The sequence below is a fragment of the Vreelandella sp. H-I2 genome, assembly GCF_052959335.1.
Genome location: NZ_JBRAMC010000007.1, coordinates 274,917 through 290,208, shown reverse-complemented (window position 1 = coordinate 290,208; position 15,292 = coordinate 274,917). Strand labels below are relative to the sequence as shown.

Annotated in this window: 17 protein-coding genes; 11 read left to right on the top strand and 6 right to left on the bottom strand. The window is 52.9% G+C overall.

The window, feature by feature from the left end; genetic code table 11:
* Positions 1–225: 225 nt before the first annotated feature.
* Positions 226–678, bottom strand: a complete 453-nt coding sequence (locus ACUVOF_RS18245; protein ID WP_113270861.1) for a universal stress protein — start codon at positions 676–678, stop codon at positions 226–228.
* Between the two features lie 201 nt (positions 679–879).
* Here ACUVOF_RS18245 and ACUVOF_RS18240 point away from each other — a divergent pair, with 201 nt between their 5' ends.
* Positions 880–1,446 carry a preprotein translocase subunit YajC gene (locus ACUVOF_RS18240; protein ID WP_447045673.1) on the top strand — a complete coding sequence of 189 codons (567 nt, stop codon included), beginning with the start codon at positions 880–882 and terminating at the stop codon, positions 1,444–1,446.
* On the opposite strand, the gene slyA is transcribed toward ACUVOF_RS18240, so the two are convergent.
* Both slyA and ACUVOF_RS18230 read right to left on the bottom strand, forming a co-directional pair.
* Positions 1,425–1,877, bottom strand: a complete 453-nt coding sequence (gene slyA, locus ACUVOF_RS18235; RefSeq protein WP_113270859.1) for a transcriptional regulator SlyA — start codon at positions 1,875–1,877, stop codon at positions 1,425–1,427. The two genes, ACUVOF_RS18240 and slyA, sit on opposite strands and share 22 nt — an antisense overlap.
* Before the next feature lie 76 nt (positions 1,878–1,953).
* Positions 1,954–3,108, bottom strand: coding sequence for a DUF5924 family protein (locus ACUVOF_RS18230; protein ID WP_447045672.1), 1,155 nt, complete (start codon positions 3,106–3,108; stop codon positions 1,954–1,956).
* 232 nt (positions 3,109–3,340) lie between these two features.
* On the opposite strand from ACUVOF_RS18230, the gene fadB reads away from it, so the two are divergent.
* Positions 3,341–5,527 (top strand): fatty acid oxidation complex subunit alpha FadB, encoded by a 2,187-nt coding sequence (gene fadB / locus ACUVOF_RS18225; RefSeq protein ID WP_447045671.1) that lies wholly within the window; start codon positions 3,341–3,343, stop codon positions 5,525–5,527.
* A 23-nt stretch (positions 5,528–5,550) separates the two neighbouring features.
* On the top strand, positions 5,551–6,729 hold the full coding sequence (gene fadA / locus ACUVOF_RS18220; protein WP_447045670.1) for an acetyl-CoA C-acyltransferase FadA: 1,179 nt from the start codon (positions 5,551–5,553) through the stop codon (positions 6,727–6,729).
* Positions 6,730–6,817: 88 nt separating this feature from the next.
* Here the strand turns inward: fadA and ACUVOF_RS18215 are convergent, their stop codons facing one another.
* The gene (locus ACUVOF_RS18215) at positions 6,818–7,906 is read right to left on the bottom strand and encodes a histone deacetylase family protein (protein WP_447045669.1); all 1,089 of its coding nucleotides are present in this window, start codon (positions 7,904–7,906) and stop codon (positions 6,818–6,820) included.
* Positions 7,907–8,041: 135 nt separating this feature from the next.
* Positions 8,042–8,518, bottom strand: coding sequence for a flavodoxin family protein (locus ACUVOF_RS18210; protein ID WP_447045668.1), 477 nt, complete (start codon positions 8,516–8,518; stop codon positions 8,042–8,044).
* A gap of 93 nt (positions 8,519–8,611) precedes the next feature.
* Here ACUVOF_RS18210 and ACUVOF_RS18205 point away from each other — a divergent pair, with 93 nt between their 5' ends.
* The 4 genes from ACUVOF_RS18205 (at position 8,612) to ACUVOF_RS18190 (ending at position 10,558) form a co-directional block, all read left to right on the top strand.
* Positions 8,612–8,986 carry a thiol-disulfide oxidoreductase DCC family protein gene (locus tag ACUVOF_RS18205; protein ID WP_447045667.1) on the top strand — a complete coding sequence of 125 codons (375 nt, stop codon included), beginning with the start codon at positions 8,612–8,614 and terminating at the stop codon, positions 8,984–8,986.
* A 209-nt stretch (positions 8,987–9,195) separates the two neighbouring features.
* Positions 9,196–9,582: a hypothetical protein gene (locus tag ACUVOF_RS18200; RefSeq protein ID WP_447045666.1), complete on the top strand. Its 387-nt coding sequence runs from the start codon at positions 9,196–9,198 to the stop codon at positions 9,580–9,582.
* A 57-nt stretch (positions 9,583–9,639) separates the two neighbouring features.
* Positions 9,640–10,116 (top strand): YbhB/YbcL family Raf kinase inhibitor-like protein, encoded by a 477-nt coding sequence (locus ACUVOF_RS18195; RefSeq protein ID WP_447045665.1) that lies wholly within the window; start codon positions 9,640–9,642, stop codon positions 10,114–10,116.
* Positions 10,117–10,216: 100 nt separating this feature from the next.
* On the top strand, positions 10,217–10,558 hold the full coding sequence (locus tag ACUVOF_RS18190) for a zinc ribbon domain-containing protein YjdM (RefSeq protein WP_447045664.1): 342 nt from the start codon (positions 10,217–10,219) through the stop codon (positions 10,556–10,558).
* Positions 10,559–10,638: 80 nt separating this feature from the next.
* Here the strand turns inward: ACUVOF_RS18190 and ACUVOF_RS18185 are convergent, their stop codons facing one another.
* On the bottom strand, positions 10,639–10,842 hold the full coding sequence (locus ACUVOF_RS18185) for a putative motility protein (RefSeq protein ID WP_447045663.1): 204 nt from the start codon (positions 10,840–10,842) through the stop codon (positions 10,639–10,641).
* A 303-nt stretch (positions 10,843–11,145) separates the two neighbouring features.
* On the opposite strand from ACUVOF_RS18185, the gene ACUVOF_RS18180 reads away from it, so the two are divergent.
* From ACUVOF_RS18180 to sufD, 4 genes are all read left to right on the top strand, one after another.
* Positions 11,146–11,610, top strand: coding sequence for an SUF system Fe-S cluster assembly regulator (locus ACUVOF_RS18180; protein WP_447045662.1), 465 nt, complete (start codon positions 11,146–11,148; stop codon positions 11,608–11,610).
* A gap of 78 nt (positions 11,611–11,688) precedes the next feature.
* Positions 11,689–13,131, top strand: a complete 1,443-nt coding sequence (gene sufB, locus ACUVOF_RS18175) for a Fe-S cluster assembly protein SufB (protein ID WP_447045661.1) — start codon at positions 11,689–11,691, stop codon at positions 13,129–13,131.
* A gap of 72 nt (positions 13,132–13,203) precedes the next feature.
* Positions 13,204–13,953 carry a Fe-S cluster assembly ATPase SufC gene (gene sufC / locus ACUVOF_RS18170; RefSeq protein ID WP_447045660.1) on the top strand — a complete coding sequence of 250 codons (750 nt, stop codon included), beginning with the start codon at positions 13,204–13,206 and terminating at the stop codon, positions 13,951–13,953.
* Positions 13,950–15,290: a Fe-S cluster assembly protein SufD gene (gene sufD, locus ACUVOF_RS18165; RefSeq protein WP_447045659.1), complete on the top strand. Its 1,341-nt coding sequence runs from the start codon at positions 13,950–13,952 to the stop codon at positions 15,288–15,290. Before sufC ends, sufD begins: the two co-directional genes overlap by 4 nt.
* Positions 15,291–15,292 lie beyond the last annotated feature (2 nt).

Below are 15,292 nucleotides of genomic sequence, written 5' to 3'. Positions count from 1 at the left end.
TCCATGCCTGTTGGAGCAACACCTCAATGCGCGATGACTAAAAAACCGCGCTCACTAGTGATCGCTTCAGAAAGGAGCCTCTTAAACGACAAAACCCCACAAAAAGTGGGGTTCGTCAGCAGTCTGAGGCGCCATAGGGCGCCTTTTTCGTCAGCCACAGTAGCTTTGTTAGCCCTAGTAGCTTTGTTAGACATAGGAGCTTTGTTAGACATAGTAGGGTGCAGTTTACTCGTCGCTTTTTTCGCCTTTCTTGCCAACACGCACGGCCAGAACATCGCATTGTGCGCCGTGTAATACGCCGGTAGAGGTAGAGCCCAGCAACAGAGCGAAGCCATGACGCCCATGGGAGCCCACCACGATTAAATCCACGCCATGCTCTTCGGCAAAACGGTGGATTTCAGTATCGGGCATACCCACTACCACATGCTGGTCAGCCTCAGAAATATGCGGGGCGGCTATTTCGGCTAGTCGTTTTTTGGCGTGTTCGTCTAGCTGGTCTTGGATGCTGGTCAGGTCCATCGGTATATCACCACCATAGGCAAACCCAAGCGGCTCCAGAGTGTGCATGATGGAGATTTTGGCCTTGTCGTTGCGCTCTGCGATTGCAACGGCGCGTTCCAGAATCTTGTGCGAGTCTTTGGTTAGGTCAACGGCAACTAAAATGTGGTGATAGCTCATGGCGTATCTCCTTGGTGTTAAGGAACACTCGTTAACAAAGAATACTGGGGCTCCTTTGTTTAATGACCTTTACTTTAGATGGCGTGTCTTGTTTTAACAATAGCCAAAGTTTTAACCATGACTTAAGTCAAAACAACGGCCTGAGTCATCGTTTTTTAGCGTAGTATCTTAAGTGTGGCTTATGTGGAAGGAAATGTAGAGATGGAATGGTTGATTATCGTACTTATCCTAATGTTTGTGATAGCGCCGGTGATGTGGTTAAAGCCCAGTCCACGGCAAAAACGCCACGCGGCTTTGCGCTCGCAAATTTCAAAGCAGGGTGTCAGTGTCAAGCTGGAAAAGCCACCCCTTCATAATTTTAAAGGCACTATGCCTGCTTATCGTTGGCACTATCCCCAGGAAGGGCCAGGCCCTGATTTTTTGTTGATCAGAGACAGTAATGCCAGTGAGGCCTTAGCGCCTTTTCATGCCGGCTGGCGTTGGCGAATTGCTCCCTTGCGCCCGTTGCCTGATGACGCCGCGATACCCTTGAAAGCACTGCTTGAACGTTTACCGCAAGATGCACTCGTGGTGCAATCGACGCCCTATGCGCTAACGCTATGGTGGTGGGAGTCGCAAACCGCTGAACGATTTGCGACCTACTTGCCGGATTTTCAGCAATTGCGGAATTCACTGCAGGGCCGTGCCGACCAGCCGGTCAATCAACCACTGAGAGGGGCTGAGCTGTCGGCGTCCCCCGCTAGTGATCAAGATGCCGGACTGTCTTGATCCCGTGCTTGTATCGCCAATCCGTTTGATTCAATTACCGCTAGCCATTCATTGAGTTGTTCGAGATTTTCATCGGTTAAGCCAGCGAACATTTCCTTGCGCGCCTGTTGCGCCACTTTGTCGATTTCTTCCAATAGCGGCATAGCCGCAGGTGTCAAATATATGCGTTTGCTACGGCGATCATTATCACAGGCGCGTCGTTCAACCAAGCCTTGCTCTTCGAGTTGACCAAGTGTACGCACTAGAGAGGGCGCCTCAACGCCTATCGCGCGGGCAAGATCGCACTGTGGGTGTCCTTCGCCTAAACGCCAAAGGTGATAAAGCGTGACCCAACGCGTTTGGGTTAACCCCAGTGGCGCTAGACGGCGGTCTAAAATGGAACGCCATAAGTGGGGCAAGCGTGCGATGCGAAAACCAATTGTTGAGGCCATAGGCAACTAGCTACCAATAAATGTGAGTATGCGAATTGTCATAAGCTGCGCCGCTTAATGCAAGGTGCTTAGCAATTCAGTCTTCAGGTCGCGCTTCTTCATCATTAGGGCGGCCAGGCACAAAGCGCCGTAAATTTAACCCGCTGAGGCCACTAGCACGTATTTCTCCATTGGCTAGTGATGCCTGCTGGCTATCGTCTGATACGTCAAAGCGTACCAGTCCTAGGCGCTGACCAGTATCCGTCATAATGTCGATACGCCAATCTCCCGATGGATCTTCTGGAAAATTTTGCTTGTGGCTCCATGCGCGGTATCCCTGCTCACGTCCGCCGTTGATGTTAAGTTCCACAACATCCATGAGCTCACCATTATGATGCCAAGCATGGGTAATGGTTTCACTTAGCCCACGCGGTGCACGAATAGCGGTGTAAACATAAAGCCCATTCGCGCTAATAGCGTCAGGCGTAAGCGTCATTGATCCCTGGGGAAGGCGTTGTTCAGCGTCAAAAGCAGGCGACAGGGCGCTGCTGGTCATCCATAGGCTTGCTGGTGGAACCCAAATGCGTCCTAGCCACGCGCCGTAGGAAAGTAGCACGGTTAGTGCAAAAAAAGCGCACCAGCGTTTGAGCGAACGTTGCTTAAGCAAGTGCCAAAAACTGGGGAGGGCTACCAAAATAGTGATTCCCAGAGCCAGCAGCAGACTCTGCCCAGTGGTTAGGTGCAGCATAATCGGTAACGTGACCAGCAATACCAGAAAGACACACTGGGCATGAAATATAAAGTAAAGACTGCGCCAGCGCTCCGCGACCTTGAAATAGAGCGGATCGATAATGGATAGAAGCGCCATGCCGCCGACCAGTACGGCGAAAATCGTTTGTCCGCTATTCCAAACGGTGGTCACTAAAATAAACGGCAATGTGAAGAATAGCGTTTCCTGGTGAATCATTTGTGCGATAAACGTCGTCACGCCACGCGGCGGAGTGGGGTGACCGCGACGAGACAGCCAACGGCTGATTAAGCCTTCGGAAAGCAGCAATGCCCATGCAAATAATAACCCCAGGGCTAAGGCAGCGCCTAACCACTGCTGACGATCGACTAGAAAGAAGCTGCTCAACCCGGCAGCGAACGCCATGGGTGGCCATAACCAGCTCCACGGTTTAAGGCGTTCGACAATGATTTCAATACGCTGCTGAACCTTGGCGATGCGCGGTGGCGTGAGCAGTGCGTCCATAACAAGGTAACCTAAAAATTAAAGGAAGCGTGATCCTAGCAGTATGAACGGATACAAGGGAGCGCTGGTCAAATTAGTTTTACAGATTAGCCAAAAGTCAGGGCTTGACGTACTCAGGCAACTCAACCAAGCTTACGCAATCAAACGACCGTATGAATGTCGTATGAAGGCCGTATGAAAAATGTGGCGGGTTCTCTTTTCAGAGCCAGCCCGAATTGTGGAGAGAGCACGGATGATCTATCAAGGCAACGCCATCACGGTGACACGTCGTGATACCCCAAATGGCAATGACATCGCTATGCTCACTTTCGATCTGAAAGGTGAGTCCGTTAACAAACTCTCCAGCGCTGTGGTAGCAGAGCTGGGTGAAGCAGTGAAGGCCATTCAAGCTGAAAGTAATTTAAAGGGTCTGCTCATTGCTAGCGGTAAAGATGTGTTTATCGTGGGTGCTGATATCACCGAGTTTCACACGCTGTTCGATAAGGGCGAAGCGTACCTAGTGGAGATGAACCTCAAGGTACACGATATCTTTAATGCTATTGAAGACCTGCCATTCCCCACGGTAACGGCGATTAATGGTCTGGCACTTGGCGGCGGCTGTGAAGTGTTGCTGACCACCGATTTTCGCGTGATGAGCGAAAAAGCCAAGATTGGCCTGCCGGAAACCAAACTCGGTATTTTGCCTGGCTGGGGTGGCTGCGTGCGCCTGCCGAGAATTATCGGTGCTGATAACGCCATCGAGTGGATTGCCGGTGGCACCGAGAATCGTGCTGATGCCGCCCTAAAAGTAGGCGCTGTCGATGCGGCAGTTACCGCCGAACAGTTAGAAGACGCTGCGCTGGATATCCTTGATCGTGCCAACGCTGGTGAGCTGGATTACAAGGCTCGCCGTGCTGAAAAAACCAGCCCGCTGATGCTCAATCCTATTGAGCAAATGATGGCGTTTGAAACCGCTAAGGGTTATGTGGCTGGTAAGGCTGGCCCGCACTACCCAGCGCCAGTAGAAGCGATCAAAGTCATTCAGAAAGGCGCAGGTGAAGAGCGTGGTCGGGCCCAAGCAATTGAAGCCAAAGCCTTCGCCAAGCTGGCGCTAAGTAGCGTTGCGTTCAACCTGGTCGGCCTGTTCCTCAACGACCAAGTGGTCAAGAAGAAAGCCAGCAACTACGAAAAACAAGCGCAGCCGGTGAAGCAAACGGCCGTGCTGGGTGCCGGTATAATGGGTGGTGGTATCGCTTACCAGAGTGCGTCTAAGGGCACCCCAATCCTGATGAAAGATATCAAGGATGATGCGCTTGAGCTGGGCCTAAAAGAAGCCCGTAAGCTATTTGCCAAGCAGGTAGAGCGTAAGAAGTTCACCACTGAGCAGATGTCGGAAAAGCTGACCAATATTCGCCCGACACTCTCTTACGGTGATTTTGGTAATGTTGACCTCGTCGTTGAAGCGGTGGTTGAAAACCCAAAAGTTAAAGACGCCGTATTAACCGAAGTGGAAGGCATGGTGAGTGAAAACACCATTCTCACCTCTAACACGTCGACGATTTCTATCAACCGCTTGGCGCAAAACCTCAAGCGGCCGGAAAACTTCTGCGGGATGCACTTCTTTAACCCAGTACACCGCATGCCGCTGGTAGAAGTCATTCGTGGTGAGAAGACCTCGGACGCTGCCGTTGCCGCTACCGTGGCCTACGCACGGGCAATGGGTAAAACCCCCATTGTGGTTAACGATTGCCCAGGGTTCTTGGTTAATCGCGTGCTGTTCCCTTATTTCGGTGGCTTTAGCTTCTTGGTCGAGCAAGGTGCTGATTTCCAACGCGTTGATAAAGTGATGGAAAAGTTTGGTTGGCCGATGGGCCCCGCTTACTTGCTTGACGTGGTAGGTCTGGATACCGCCGTTCATGCTAACGAAGTCATGGCTGAAGGCTTCCCCGATCGTATGGCCCGTGATGGCAAAACCGCCATCCAGGTCATGTATGACAATGAGCGCTTGGGCCAGAAGAACGACAAGGGCTTCTATGCCTACGAAGAGGATAAAAAGGGTAAGCCGAAGAAGGTAACCGACGAAGCGGCTTACGCCTTAGTCAAAGAAGTGGTGAAAGAGCATAAAGAGTTTTCCGACGAGGATATTATCGCTCGCATGATGGTGCCGCTCTGCCTGGAAACGGTGCGCTGCCTGGAAGATGGCATTGTGGCCACGCCGGCTGAAGCCGATATGGCGCTGATCTATGGCATCGGCTTCCCGCCGTTCCGTGGTGGCGCGCTACGCTATATCGATGCCATGGGTGTGGCAGAGTTTGTGAAGCTGGCGGAAGGGCTAGCTGATGAGCTGGGTCCGCTATACGCGCCCACCGACAAGCTGCGCCAGATGGCTCAGAACAACGAGCAATTCTATTCTAGTGACCAGTCTGCCACCCAGGCCTAACCACCACCCATAGGAGATAAAAGATGAGTTTGAATCCGAGAGATATTGTGGTGGTTGACGGTGTTCGTACCGCCATGGCGAAAGCCAAGAATGGGGCTTTTCGTAATGTCCGCGCCGAGAATCTTTCTGCGGCGGCTATGCAGGCACTGTTCACCCGTAACCCCAATCTAGATCCTTCTGAAGTGGATGATGTGATTTGGGGTTGTGTGAACCAGACGCTTGAGCAGGCCATGAATATTGCCCGCAACGCGGCGATCATGACTGGGATCCCTCGTTCGGTGCCCGCGCAAACCGTTAACCGTTTGTGCGGTTCTTCGATGACGGCGCTACATATCGCCGCTGCGAACATCAAGGCAGGCATGGGCGACTTCTATATCATCGGTGGCGTTGAGCACATGGAACATGTACCCATGGCCCACGGCGTTGATGTTAACCCGGCGGCCAGCAAGTACGCTGCAAAAGCAGCCATGATGATGGGCTTAACTGCCGAACTGCTGGGCAAAATGCACGGCGTTTCACGGGAAGAGCAGGATAAGTTCGGGGTGCGTTCACACCAGCGCGCCCAGGCCGCGATGGAAAAAGGCTACTTTGATAACGAAATTATCGGTGTTGAAGGTCATGACCAGCGCGGTTTTAGGGTGCTGGTGCAGCGTGACGAAGTAATCCGTGAAGATGCCAGTCTTGAATCAATGGCGAACTTGAAGCCGGTGTTTGATCCCCGCAACGGCACCGTGACGGCGGGTACTTCTTCAGCGCTTTCAGTAGGTGCCTCGGCGATGGCCGTCATGAGTTACGAGCGTGCACAAGCGCTGGGCTTAGAGCCTATTGCTCGGGTGCTATCCACAGGGGTTGCGGGCTGTGATGCCTCGATTATGGGCTATGGCCCGGTGCCCGCGTCGAAGAAAGCACTCAAGATCGCGGGGCTGTCAGCTGCTGATATTCAGACCGTTGAGCTCAACGAAGCCTTTGCCGCTCAGGGTATTCCGGTGTTGAAAGATTTAGGTTTCCTGGACTCGCTAGATGACAAGGTTAACTTGCACGGTGGCGCTATTGCCTTAGGGCACCCATTAGGTTGTTCGGGCTCACGTATCTGCACCACGCTACTTAACGTCATGCAGCAGCGCGATACCACACTGGGCTTAGCTACCATGTGTATTGGTATGGGGCAGGGGGTTGCGACGGTGTTTGAGCGTTTGAAATAACGGCGGTACTGGCATTGCCAACGGCACCTTTCGAGGTGCCGTTTTTGTTTGTCAGGTTTTATTCAGAAAACCACTCTTCAGAAGGGCTCTATTCAGACTCAAAAGCCGTGCGGTGGAAATCCGCCGCGGCTTGGACTTCTGCAATACCGCAGGTGTCGGGTACCGGCACGGTGTTGCCTGCCAGTACCGCAAGCACGGCCCTGGTGCCGTTGGACAGTGATTCCAAGTTGTAGCCGCCTTCAAGTACGAAAACCAAACGGCCCCCACAGTACTGTTCGGCCAGCTGTTGCATAAAGCCGGTCAGCGCGCCGAACCCTTCATAGGAAACGTTAAGCGCTAAGTCATGCCAGTGGGGATCAAAGCCTGCCGACACTAAAATAATATCCGGCTTAAACCACTCAGCCGCTGGGGCCAGGATGTCGTGAAACGCTTTCAAGTACGCTTCATCACCGGCGCCGGCGGGTAGCGGTACGTTGATGGTGGTGCCTTCGCCTAGCCCAGCACCCACCTCTTCCAGGTGACCAGAGCCCGGGTAGAAGGGGGCGGCGCGGTGGATGTCGAAAAACATCACATCGGGCTCTGCCCAGAAAATGTCCTGGGTACCGTTGCCGTGGTGAGCGTCCCAGTCAACAATAAGGACTCTTTCGCAGCCCAGCGCACTACGGGCATGGGCAGCTGCCACCGCGACATTATTAAATAAGCAGAAGCCGCGTGCGCGCACGGGTTCGGCGTGGTGCCCAGGCGGGCGTACGAGCGCAAACGCCGTTTTAGTACGCTTCTCCATTACCGCTTCTACCGCTGCAATGGCGGTGCCCGCGGCGACTTCTGCGGCATCGACGCTTCCTGGTGAGACCGCCGTGGTATCTACATCCAACCAAGCATTTTTACCGCGCAGGCTAAAAATGTCGCTGAGATAGGAGGTAGTATGCACTCGTGCTAGCTGCTCATGGGTGGCTGCTTTGCCACCTTCAAACTGGAGGCCATCAATGGGAGCTTTCTCAAGCAGATGATGAATAGCTTTCAAACGGCCTGGATGCTCGGGATATTTCCATGGCACCGGGAGCCCTGCAAGCAGGTGCCGAATGCGCTTATCGATTCGTTGGGGTAGAAAATCGGCGTCAATGTTGGGCTCGTGAGCGAGTACCCGATCATCATAGAAAGCAATGACTTTATGCATAATGGCTACCTAATGTGCGTGCGATAAGTCACAGCAGTAATTTCAAGCAAGATACTGCAGCCCTTTAATCGCACAATGGGCACGAAATGCTTATCGACAGTAAGGCAGGCTGGGCGAGGTTATTCAATGTCACTCTCAAACAATGCCACTCTCAACGCTAAACGCTAGGGTCATGCTGAGTTCTTCTACTTGATCTGTAAAAGAAGGCTGCCATTCGCCGCGTAAAATGAGCGGCGGTTGTACCCATCGCCAACGCAAGCCGGTCACAATACTTTCTACTGCGCGCTGGGTGCCCGTGCCATCGTGCCCTGCGCGAATATAGAGTGCGCAGGGTAATCCCTGTTTCTTTTCAATGACAGAATAGTAGCTACGATCAAAAAAATCCTTGAGGGCGCCGCTCATATACCCCAGGTTTTCCGTGGTGCCGAGCAGAATCGCATCGCAGGCCAGTACATCCTCTGGGCCAGCTTCCAGGGGCGCTTTTACCACGCAGTGCATCTGTTCAAGGTCGGGATGGCTAGCACCCTGGAAGGCCGCATCGCGCAGTAGGCGCGTATTTGCCGAAGGGGCATGGGCAACAATTAATAGCTGTTTTTTGAACTCAGGTATCATGGTAGTAGCCTAAATCAGCATTGAAAATGTAAAGGTTTGCGACTAGTACTGAAAATGCCACACTGCTTTAGTGACGTTAACTAGAGAGGCTATATGCCCAAGAACACCTCTATCAATGTCTACTACGATGCGCAGTGCCCGCTTTGCCGTAAAGAGCGCCGCCGCTATGAACGATGGTCGGGGCGGCGTGCGGGAGAGATCGGTTGGCTTGATGTGAGCGAACATGAGCAAACCCTGCGGGAAAAAGGCGTAGTGCCGGCCATGGCGCTTCGTTCTTTGCATATTGAAACCGCTCAAGGCCAGCTTATAGAAGGCATTGACGCCTACCGTTTATTGATGAAGCGCATTCCCTTACTGGTGCCGATCGCCTGGATTATTAGCCTGCCGGGTATTAAATCAGGCTTGCGGACGCTTTATGATGTGTGGGTAAAGCATCGCCTAAAGAAACAGGGCCGGTGGCCCTCTTAAGATTTAGCATAGGAAGCCTGATAATGCAGCGAAGTGGGGTTTTAATATGGGCAGTATGTATTGGGATGGGGGGGAGCCTATTATTGGCGGGCTGTGCTAGTGGGCAACGCCCTGCACCAACTCCCAATCAAGCGGTGGCGGAGGCACCACCGAACACAGTGCAGCCTGTGTTAGGAACGGCTGCTAACAGTTCGGCACCTGTAATCGCCATGACGAGTGACTGGGTGCCACCCCTGTTTGTTAGCCCAGAAGAGGAAGCGTCCTACTACGTTAGTCGTTTAGCCGATCAGCGTTTTGTCGCCAGTTATGGTGACCGTGATAACCCTCGCCCTTGGTACATTGCTGCTGAGCGGCTGGGAGAAATTGGGCTTCCTTCAATTCCATTGCTATTTTCTCGTTTAGACACCTCCGATGCCTATGAGCAGATGCTCGTACTCTATGCCCTTCAACTAGCGACTCAAGACCCTCAGCTTATGGTCAGAACAGGCAGCGAGTACGTTCAATTAGGGAGCGTGCTGGACCCAGCGCATAATGCTGAGAATGTCGCTACTGCTCGGCAGTGGTGGCAAAAGCACGCTGAGCAGGTGACCCGCTGATAGACTCATAGCATTCCAGTTCAGCAACGACTCATTCGATAGATCAAGGAGCGAAGCATGGCATTTGCACTTTCAGCACTGAACGTTACCAGTCCGGCGTTTGCTAACCACCAGGCGATTCCTTCCAAGCATACTGGAGAAGGGGAAAATGTTTCGCCAGCGCTGGCCTGGAAAGATGCCCCAGAAGGGACGCAAGGTTTTGCGGTGATCTGCCACGACCCAGATGCTCCCTTGGTAAAAGAAGGCGTCTATGGCTTTGTACACTGGGTGCTATATAACTTACCTGGGGATATCACCGAATTAACCGAAAAAACTGCGGAGGGTACCCCTGGCGTTAATGATAAAGGCGATGTCGGCTATTTTGGTCCGATGCCTCCTGAAGGGCATGGTAAGCATTTTTACTATTTCTGGGTGTTGGCGCTGGATCATCAAACATCGCTGCCTGAAGGGCTCACTTTGGCTGAGTTGCTTAAAGAACTAGAGCCGAACCTGCTAGGCATGAACCGTTTGGTAGGCACGTATCAGCGTGACTAATATCGTCCTAGCTGGACATTTTGCTTAACCCGTGTAGGCTCCATCGCTTTCCAAGACATTGTTAGCGTCTTTTGTGTTAGCCAAGTGATGGAGCTGTTCCATGAGTGATATCCCTAACTGTCCTGCCTGCGCTTCTGAGTTTAGTTACGATGACGGCCTTCAATACGTGTGCCCAGAATGCGGCCATGAGTGGTCAAAAGTGGCAGCAGAAGAGGGCGCTGATGACGCTTCAGGCGTGCGCGATGCTAATGGCAATATGCTGAATGACGGCGATAGCATAACGGTCATCAAGGATCTGAAGGTTAAAGGCAGTTCACTGGTGGTTAAAGTGGGCACCAAAGTGAAGAGTATCCGCTTGGTAGAGGGTGATCACGATATCGACTGTAAGATTGACGGTATCGGGCCGATGAAACTTAAATCCGAGTTTGTTAAAAAAGCCTAACGGTTAAGACAGGTAGTAAAAAAATAGCCCCCTGGCATTAGTCAGGGGGCTATTTGCTTGCTTATCTTTCGCCACGTTGATTACGCAGTCGTATTAATTTGCGTACCCACACTGCCGCTCGTGGCCAGTTGAGGCATCTGAGCAACGCTTTCCATGAGTGCAGAAATGTGCGCTGCTTGACCGTCTAAAGCGTCTTTAAAAACGGTCAGTTGCGCCTGTTGTGCAACTTGTACTTGCTGCATCGCCAATGACGCATTGACCATATTGTTGACTGCTGAATCCATCTTAAATCCTCGAATAGCAAGCCGCCATCCAGGGTGATGGCACTCAATACTCAGTCGAAATTACCAGAAATCGCTCATTAAAGTAAAGCCGCGGATAATAACGGACTGCGTCATTGTATTTTTAAATGATAATGATTGTTGTTTTTGATGCGATTAGCGTCGATCGTGCTGTTATTTTGCTCAAATTGCCAACCATTTCGCTCAAGGGCTTCACATCAAATTTATACAGGACTAAAATGGTACTCAATTGATGCGGGCAGCCATTGTTGGCCTGCATACTCAGTACATAAAAGGGGAGTCGATATGCTCAAGCTTTCTCGGCTGACAGATTATGCCGCTGTGGTGATGGCGCAAATTGCCCGTCACGCTCACGCATCACACGCAGCGGCCGATTTGGCTGAGGCTGTGCAACTGCCACACCCCACGGTAAGTAAGACGCTTAAAATGCTGGCGCGTGCCGGGTTGTTAGTTTCCCAACGCGGTGCTCAAGGCGGTTATCGCTTGGCACGGCCAGCATCACAAATTACCGCTGCCGACATTATTGCGGCGATTGAAGGCCCCGTTGCCATGACCGAATGCAGCCAAGCAGAAGGGGATTGCGAGCTTGTCGCTACCTGCGGTGTGGCAGATAACTGGCAACGGGTTTCATTGGCGATGCGCACCTTGCTTGAAAGCGTGACGTTAGCGCATTTAGCCGATACAGCACCGATAAAATTGCCGGTGCAACTGCCTATTCAAACGATCAGCCTGTCGGCGGCGTCGGCCTAACCGCGGCGCAAGTACCACAGGCCTAATTTCTTATTAAAGGCGATGATTTCGCCACCCAACTGCCCGGAGGGTATCACCATGGCAAGCGAAGAAATGGAACAGTTGGTTCGTCGCGAATACAAAGACGGCTTCGTAACCGATATTGAGAGCGACACCCTGCCACCTGGCCTGGATGAAAACACCATCGCCTTTATCTCCAAGAAGAAGGGCGAACCCGAGTGGATGCTGGAGTGGCGCCTGGATGCCTATCGCCAATGGCTGAAAATGGAAGCGCCATCATGGGCGCATCTCGATTATCCGCCGATCGATTACCAGTCGATCTCCTATTTCAGTGCGCCCAAGCGCCCGGAAGACCGCCCCCAGAGCCTGGATGAAGTCGATCCTAAGCTGCTGGAGACCTACGAGAAATTGGGTATTCCGCTGCACGAACGAGCCGCGCTGGCTGGTGTTGCCGTCGATGCGGTATTTGATTCTGTTTCGGTGGCCACCACTTTCAAAAAGCAGCTTGGCGAAGCAGGGGTTATCTTCTGCTCTATCTCGGAAGCTATTCGCGACTATCCGGAACTGATCAAGCAATATCTGGGCACCGTGGTGCCGGTGGCGGATAACTACTTCGCGGCGCTCAACTCAGCAGTCTTCACCGACGGCTCTTTCGTATTTGTGCCGGAAGGTGTGACCTGCCCGATGGAGTTGTCTACGTACTTCCGCATTAACGCGGCCAATACCGGCCAGTTTGAGCGCACGCTGATTATTTGCGAAAGCCGCGCCCAGGTTTCCTACCTGGAAGGCTGTACCGCGCCGATGCGTGATGAAAACCAGCTACACGCCGCCGTCGTTGAGTTGGTCGCTCTGGACGATGCCTATATCAAGTACTCCACCGTGCAGAACTGGTACCCCGGTGACGAAAACGGCAAGGGCGGTATCTATAACTTCGTTACCAAACGTGGCGACTGCCGTGGCGACCGCTCACGCATCAGCTGGACGCAGGTAGAGACCGGCTCGGCCATCACTTGGAAATACCCTTCCTGCGTACTGCGCGGCAAGGACAGTATCGGCGAGTTTTATTCCGTTGCAGTCACGAACGGCCGTCAGCAGGCTGATACCGGCACCAAGATGATCCACATTGGCGAAGGCACCCGTTCCTATATCGTTGCTAAAGGCATCTCAGCCGGTAAAAGTGATCAGTCTTACCGTGGTCTGGTAAAAATTGGCCCGCGTGCCAAAGGGGCGCGTAACTTTACTCAGTGCGATTCGCTGTTGATTGGTGATAAGTGCGGTGCGCATACCTTCCCCTATCAGGAAATTGGCAACAGTACGGCGACTATCGAACACGAAGCGACCACGTCCAAAATCGGTGAAGATCAGCTGTTTTACTGCCAGAGCCGCGGTATTTCAGAAGAAGACGCGGTTAGCATGATTGTGAATGGCTTCTGTAAAGACGTCTTCCAAGAGCTGCCGATGGAGTTTGCCGTAGAAGCCGAAGCGCTGCTCAACGTCACCCTGGAAGGCGCGGTAGGTTAATCGTTAGCCGTTCAGTTCACTCATTTAATTAGTGTCGCCGTAGCGACTCGCCAGAATTAGAAGGTAATCAATATGTTGCAAGTGAATGATTTACACGTCACCGTCGAAGGCAATGAAATCCTCAAAGGCCTCACCCTGACCATCAATGCGGGTGAAGTTCACGCCATTATGGGGCCGAACGGCGCGGGTAAATCGACGCTATCGGCGGTTATCGCTGGTAAAGATGGCTACGAAGTCACCCAGGGCACGATTACCTTTGAAGGCAAAGACGTGCTTGAAATGGAAATTGAAGAGCGCGCCCAGGCGGGCCTGCTGCTGGGTTTCCAGTATCCGGTCGAGATCCCAGGTGTAAAAAATATCTACCTGTTGAAATCGGCGTTGAATGCCCAGCGCGTGGCGCGCGGTGAAGGCGAAATGCCTGCGCCGGAGTTTATGAAGCTGGTGAAAGAGAAGCTGGGCTATATGAAAATGGACGCTAGCTTCCTTCAGCGTGCCGTTAACGAAGGTTTCTCTGGCGGCGAGAAAAAGCGCAACGAAATTCTTCAAATGTTGGTGCTGCAGCCGAAGCTTGCCATGCTGGATGAGATCGATTCCGGCCTGGATATCGATGCCATGAAAGTCGTGGCGGACGGCGTCAACAGTATGCGCGCTGAAGACCGCGCCATTCTGCTGGTTACTCACTACCAGCGTCTGCTGGATTACATCGTGCCTGATCAGGTTCACGTGCTGGTCGATGGCCGTATCGTTAAGACCGGTGACGCCGAACTCGCTAAGCAGCTGGAAGCCAATGGGTACGAAGGTATCGAGGAGTCTGTGGCATGAGCGATACGCAAACCTTTTTAGACACATTGAAGGCGCGCAGCCCGCACTATCAGGCGGAGCCAACCTGGATTGCTGCTCGTCGTCAGGCGGGTGCCGCCCGCTTTGAAGCGCTGGGTTTTCCGACTCGGCGTGATGAAGAGTGGAAATACACCGACGTGCGCTCAATTGCACAAGGCAACTTTGCGCTCGCCGATAACGCCGAATTTTCTCAAGCCAGTGCTGCAGCGCTTACGCTGCCAATTGATGCTTATCGTCTGACGTTTGTGGATGGGGTCTTTTCGGCAGCACTCTCGGATGTGGACTCGCTGCCTTCAAGCGTTCAGGTGTTACCGCTTTCCAAAGCGCTAACGGAGAATCACGAAGCCGTTGGCGGCCCCCTTGGTCGGCTGACCGGGGTGGATTTTTCACCTTTTGCGGCATTAAACACAGCGTTTATGGAAGAGGGCGCTGTTGTTCGCATTGCACCCGGTACGGTGGTTGAGAAACCCATTCTGCTGCAGTTTCTGTCCCGTGCCGGCGAGCCGGTGATGAGTCACCCGCGCGTGCTGGTAGAGGCGGGTAGCCGAAGCGAAGCCACGCTGATCGAGCATTATACCGGTGAAGCGGAAGCGGCTAACTTCACCAACGTAGTTGGCGAGCTAATGCTCGACCGTGGCGCTATCCTGGCCCACTACAAGCTGCAAGAAGCGCCGCTTGGGGACATGCACGTGGCGAGCATTCACGTGGAACAGGGCCGTGACACGCGTTATACCTCCTACAACCTGAGCCTGGGCGGTGCGCTGGTGCGCAACGACTTGATCAGTGATCTTAATGGGCAAAGGGCTGAAACCAACTTTTTGGGCTTGTTCTTCGGTCAGGGGCGTCAGCACGTCGATAACCACACCAAGGTGAACCACAATGCGCCGCTGACGTTCTCTAACGAGAACTACAAAGGTATTTTGGATGATCGCGCCCACGGCGTATTTAACGGCAAAGTTTACGTCAAACGCGATAGCCAGAAGATTGAAGGTTTTCAAAGTAACCAAAACCTACTGCTGTCGGACCGTGCGCATATTGATGCCAAGCCTGAGCTTGAAATCTACGCGGATGACGTTAAGTGCTCACACGGCACTACCACGGGCCAGCTGGATGAAGAAGCGATCTATGCCTTGCGCACGCGTGGTATTGATGAAGCTACCGCACGCGGGCTACTAACCCTCGCCTTTGCTGGTGAAGTGTTAGATAAAGTTACCCTGGATGCGATTGCCGAGCGCGTTGAGCTAGCAGTAGCAGGCAAGCTGCCAGAACGCTTCAACCTTACGGGGCTTGTTGAAGCTGCGGTCGCACTCAACGACTAAAA

Excerpts from the sequence above, each read along its gene's own strand:
- ACUVOF_RS18195 (WP_447045665.1), top strand. The coding sequence starts at position 9,640 with ATGGCATTTGCACTTTCAGCACTGAACGTTACCAGTCCGGCGTTTGCT.
- sufC (WP_447045660.1), top strand. The coding sequence starts at position 13,204 with ATGTTGCAAGTGAATGATTTACACGTCACCGTCGAAGGCAATGAAATC.
- fadA (WP_447045670.1), top strand. The coding sequence starts at position 5,551 with ATGAGTTTGAATCCGAGAGATATTGTGGTGGTTGACGGTGTTCGTACC.
- slyA (WP_113270859.1), bottom strand. The coding sequence starts at position 1,877 with ATGGCCTCAACAATTGGTTTTCGCATCGCACGCTTGCCCCACTTATGG.
- sufB (WP_447045661.1), top strand. The coding sequence starts at position 11,689 with ATGGCAAGCGAAGAAATGGAACAGTTGGTTCGTCGCGAATACAAAGAC.
- ACUVOF_RS18240 (WP_447045673.1), top strand. The coding sequence starts at position 880 with ATGGAATGGTTGATTATCGTACTTATCCTAATGTTTGTGATAGCGCCG.
- ACUVOF_RS18205 (WP_447045667.1), top strand. The coding sequence starts at position 8,612 with ATGCCCAAGAACACCTCTATCAATGTCTACTACGATGCGCAGTGCCCG.
- ACUVOF_RS18210 (WP_447045668.1), bottom strand. The coding sequence starts at position 8,518 with ATGATACCTGAGTTCAAAAAACAGCTATTAATTGTTGCCCATGCCCCT.
- ACUVOF_RS18190 (WP_447045664.1), top strand. The coding sequence starts at position 10,217 with ATGAGTGATATCCCTAACTGTCCTGCCTGCGCTTCTGAGTTTAGTTAC.
- fadB (WP_447045671.1), top strand. The coding sequence starts at position 3,341 with ATGATCTATCAAGGCAACGCCATCACGGTGACACGTCGTGATACCCCA.
- ACUVOF_RS18200 (WP_447045666.1), top strand. The coding sequence starts at position 9,196 with ATGACGAGTGACTGGGTGCCACCCCTGTTTGTTAGCCCAGAAGAGGAA.
- ACUVOF_RS18185 (WP_447045663.1), bottom strand. The coding sequence starts at position 10,842 with ATGGATTCAGCAGTCAACAATATGGTCAATGCGTCATTGGCGATGCAG.
- sufD (WP_447045659.1), top strand. The coding sequence starts at position 13,950 with ATGAGCGATACGCAAACCTTTTTAGACACATTGAAGGCGCGCAGCCCG.
- ACUVOF_RS18230 (WP_447045672.1), bottom strand. The coding sequence starts at position 3,108 with ATGGACGCACTGCTCACGCCACCGCGCATCGCCAAGGTTCAGCAGCGT.
- ACUVOF_RS18245 (WP_113270861.1), bottom strand. The coding sequence starts at position 678 with ATGAGCTATCACCACATTTTAGTTGCCGTTGACCTAACCAAAGACTCG.
- ACUVOF_RS18180 (WP_447045662.1), top strand. The coding sequence starts at position 11,146 with ATGCTCAAGCTTTCTCGGCTGACAGATTATGCCGCTGTGGTGATGGCG.
- ACUVOF_RS18215 (WP_447045669.1), bottom strand. The coding sequence starts at position 7,906 with ATGCATAAAGTCATTGCTTTCTATGATGATCGGGTACTCGCTCACGAG.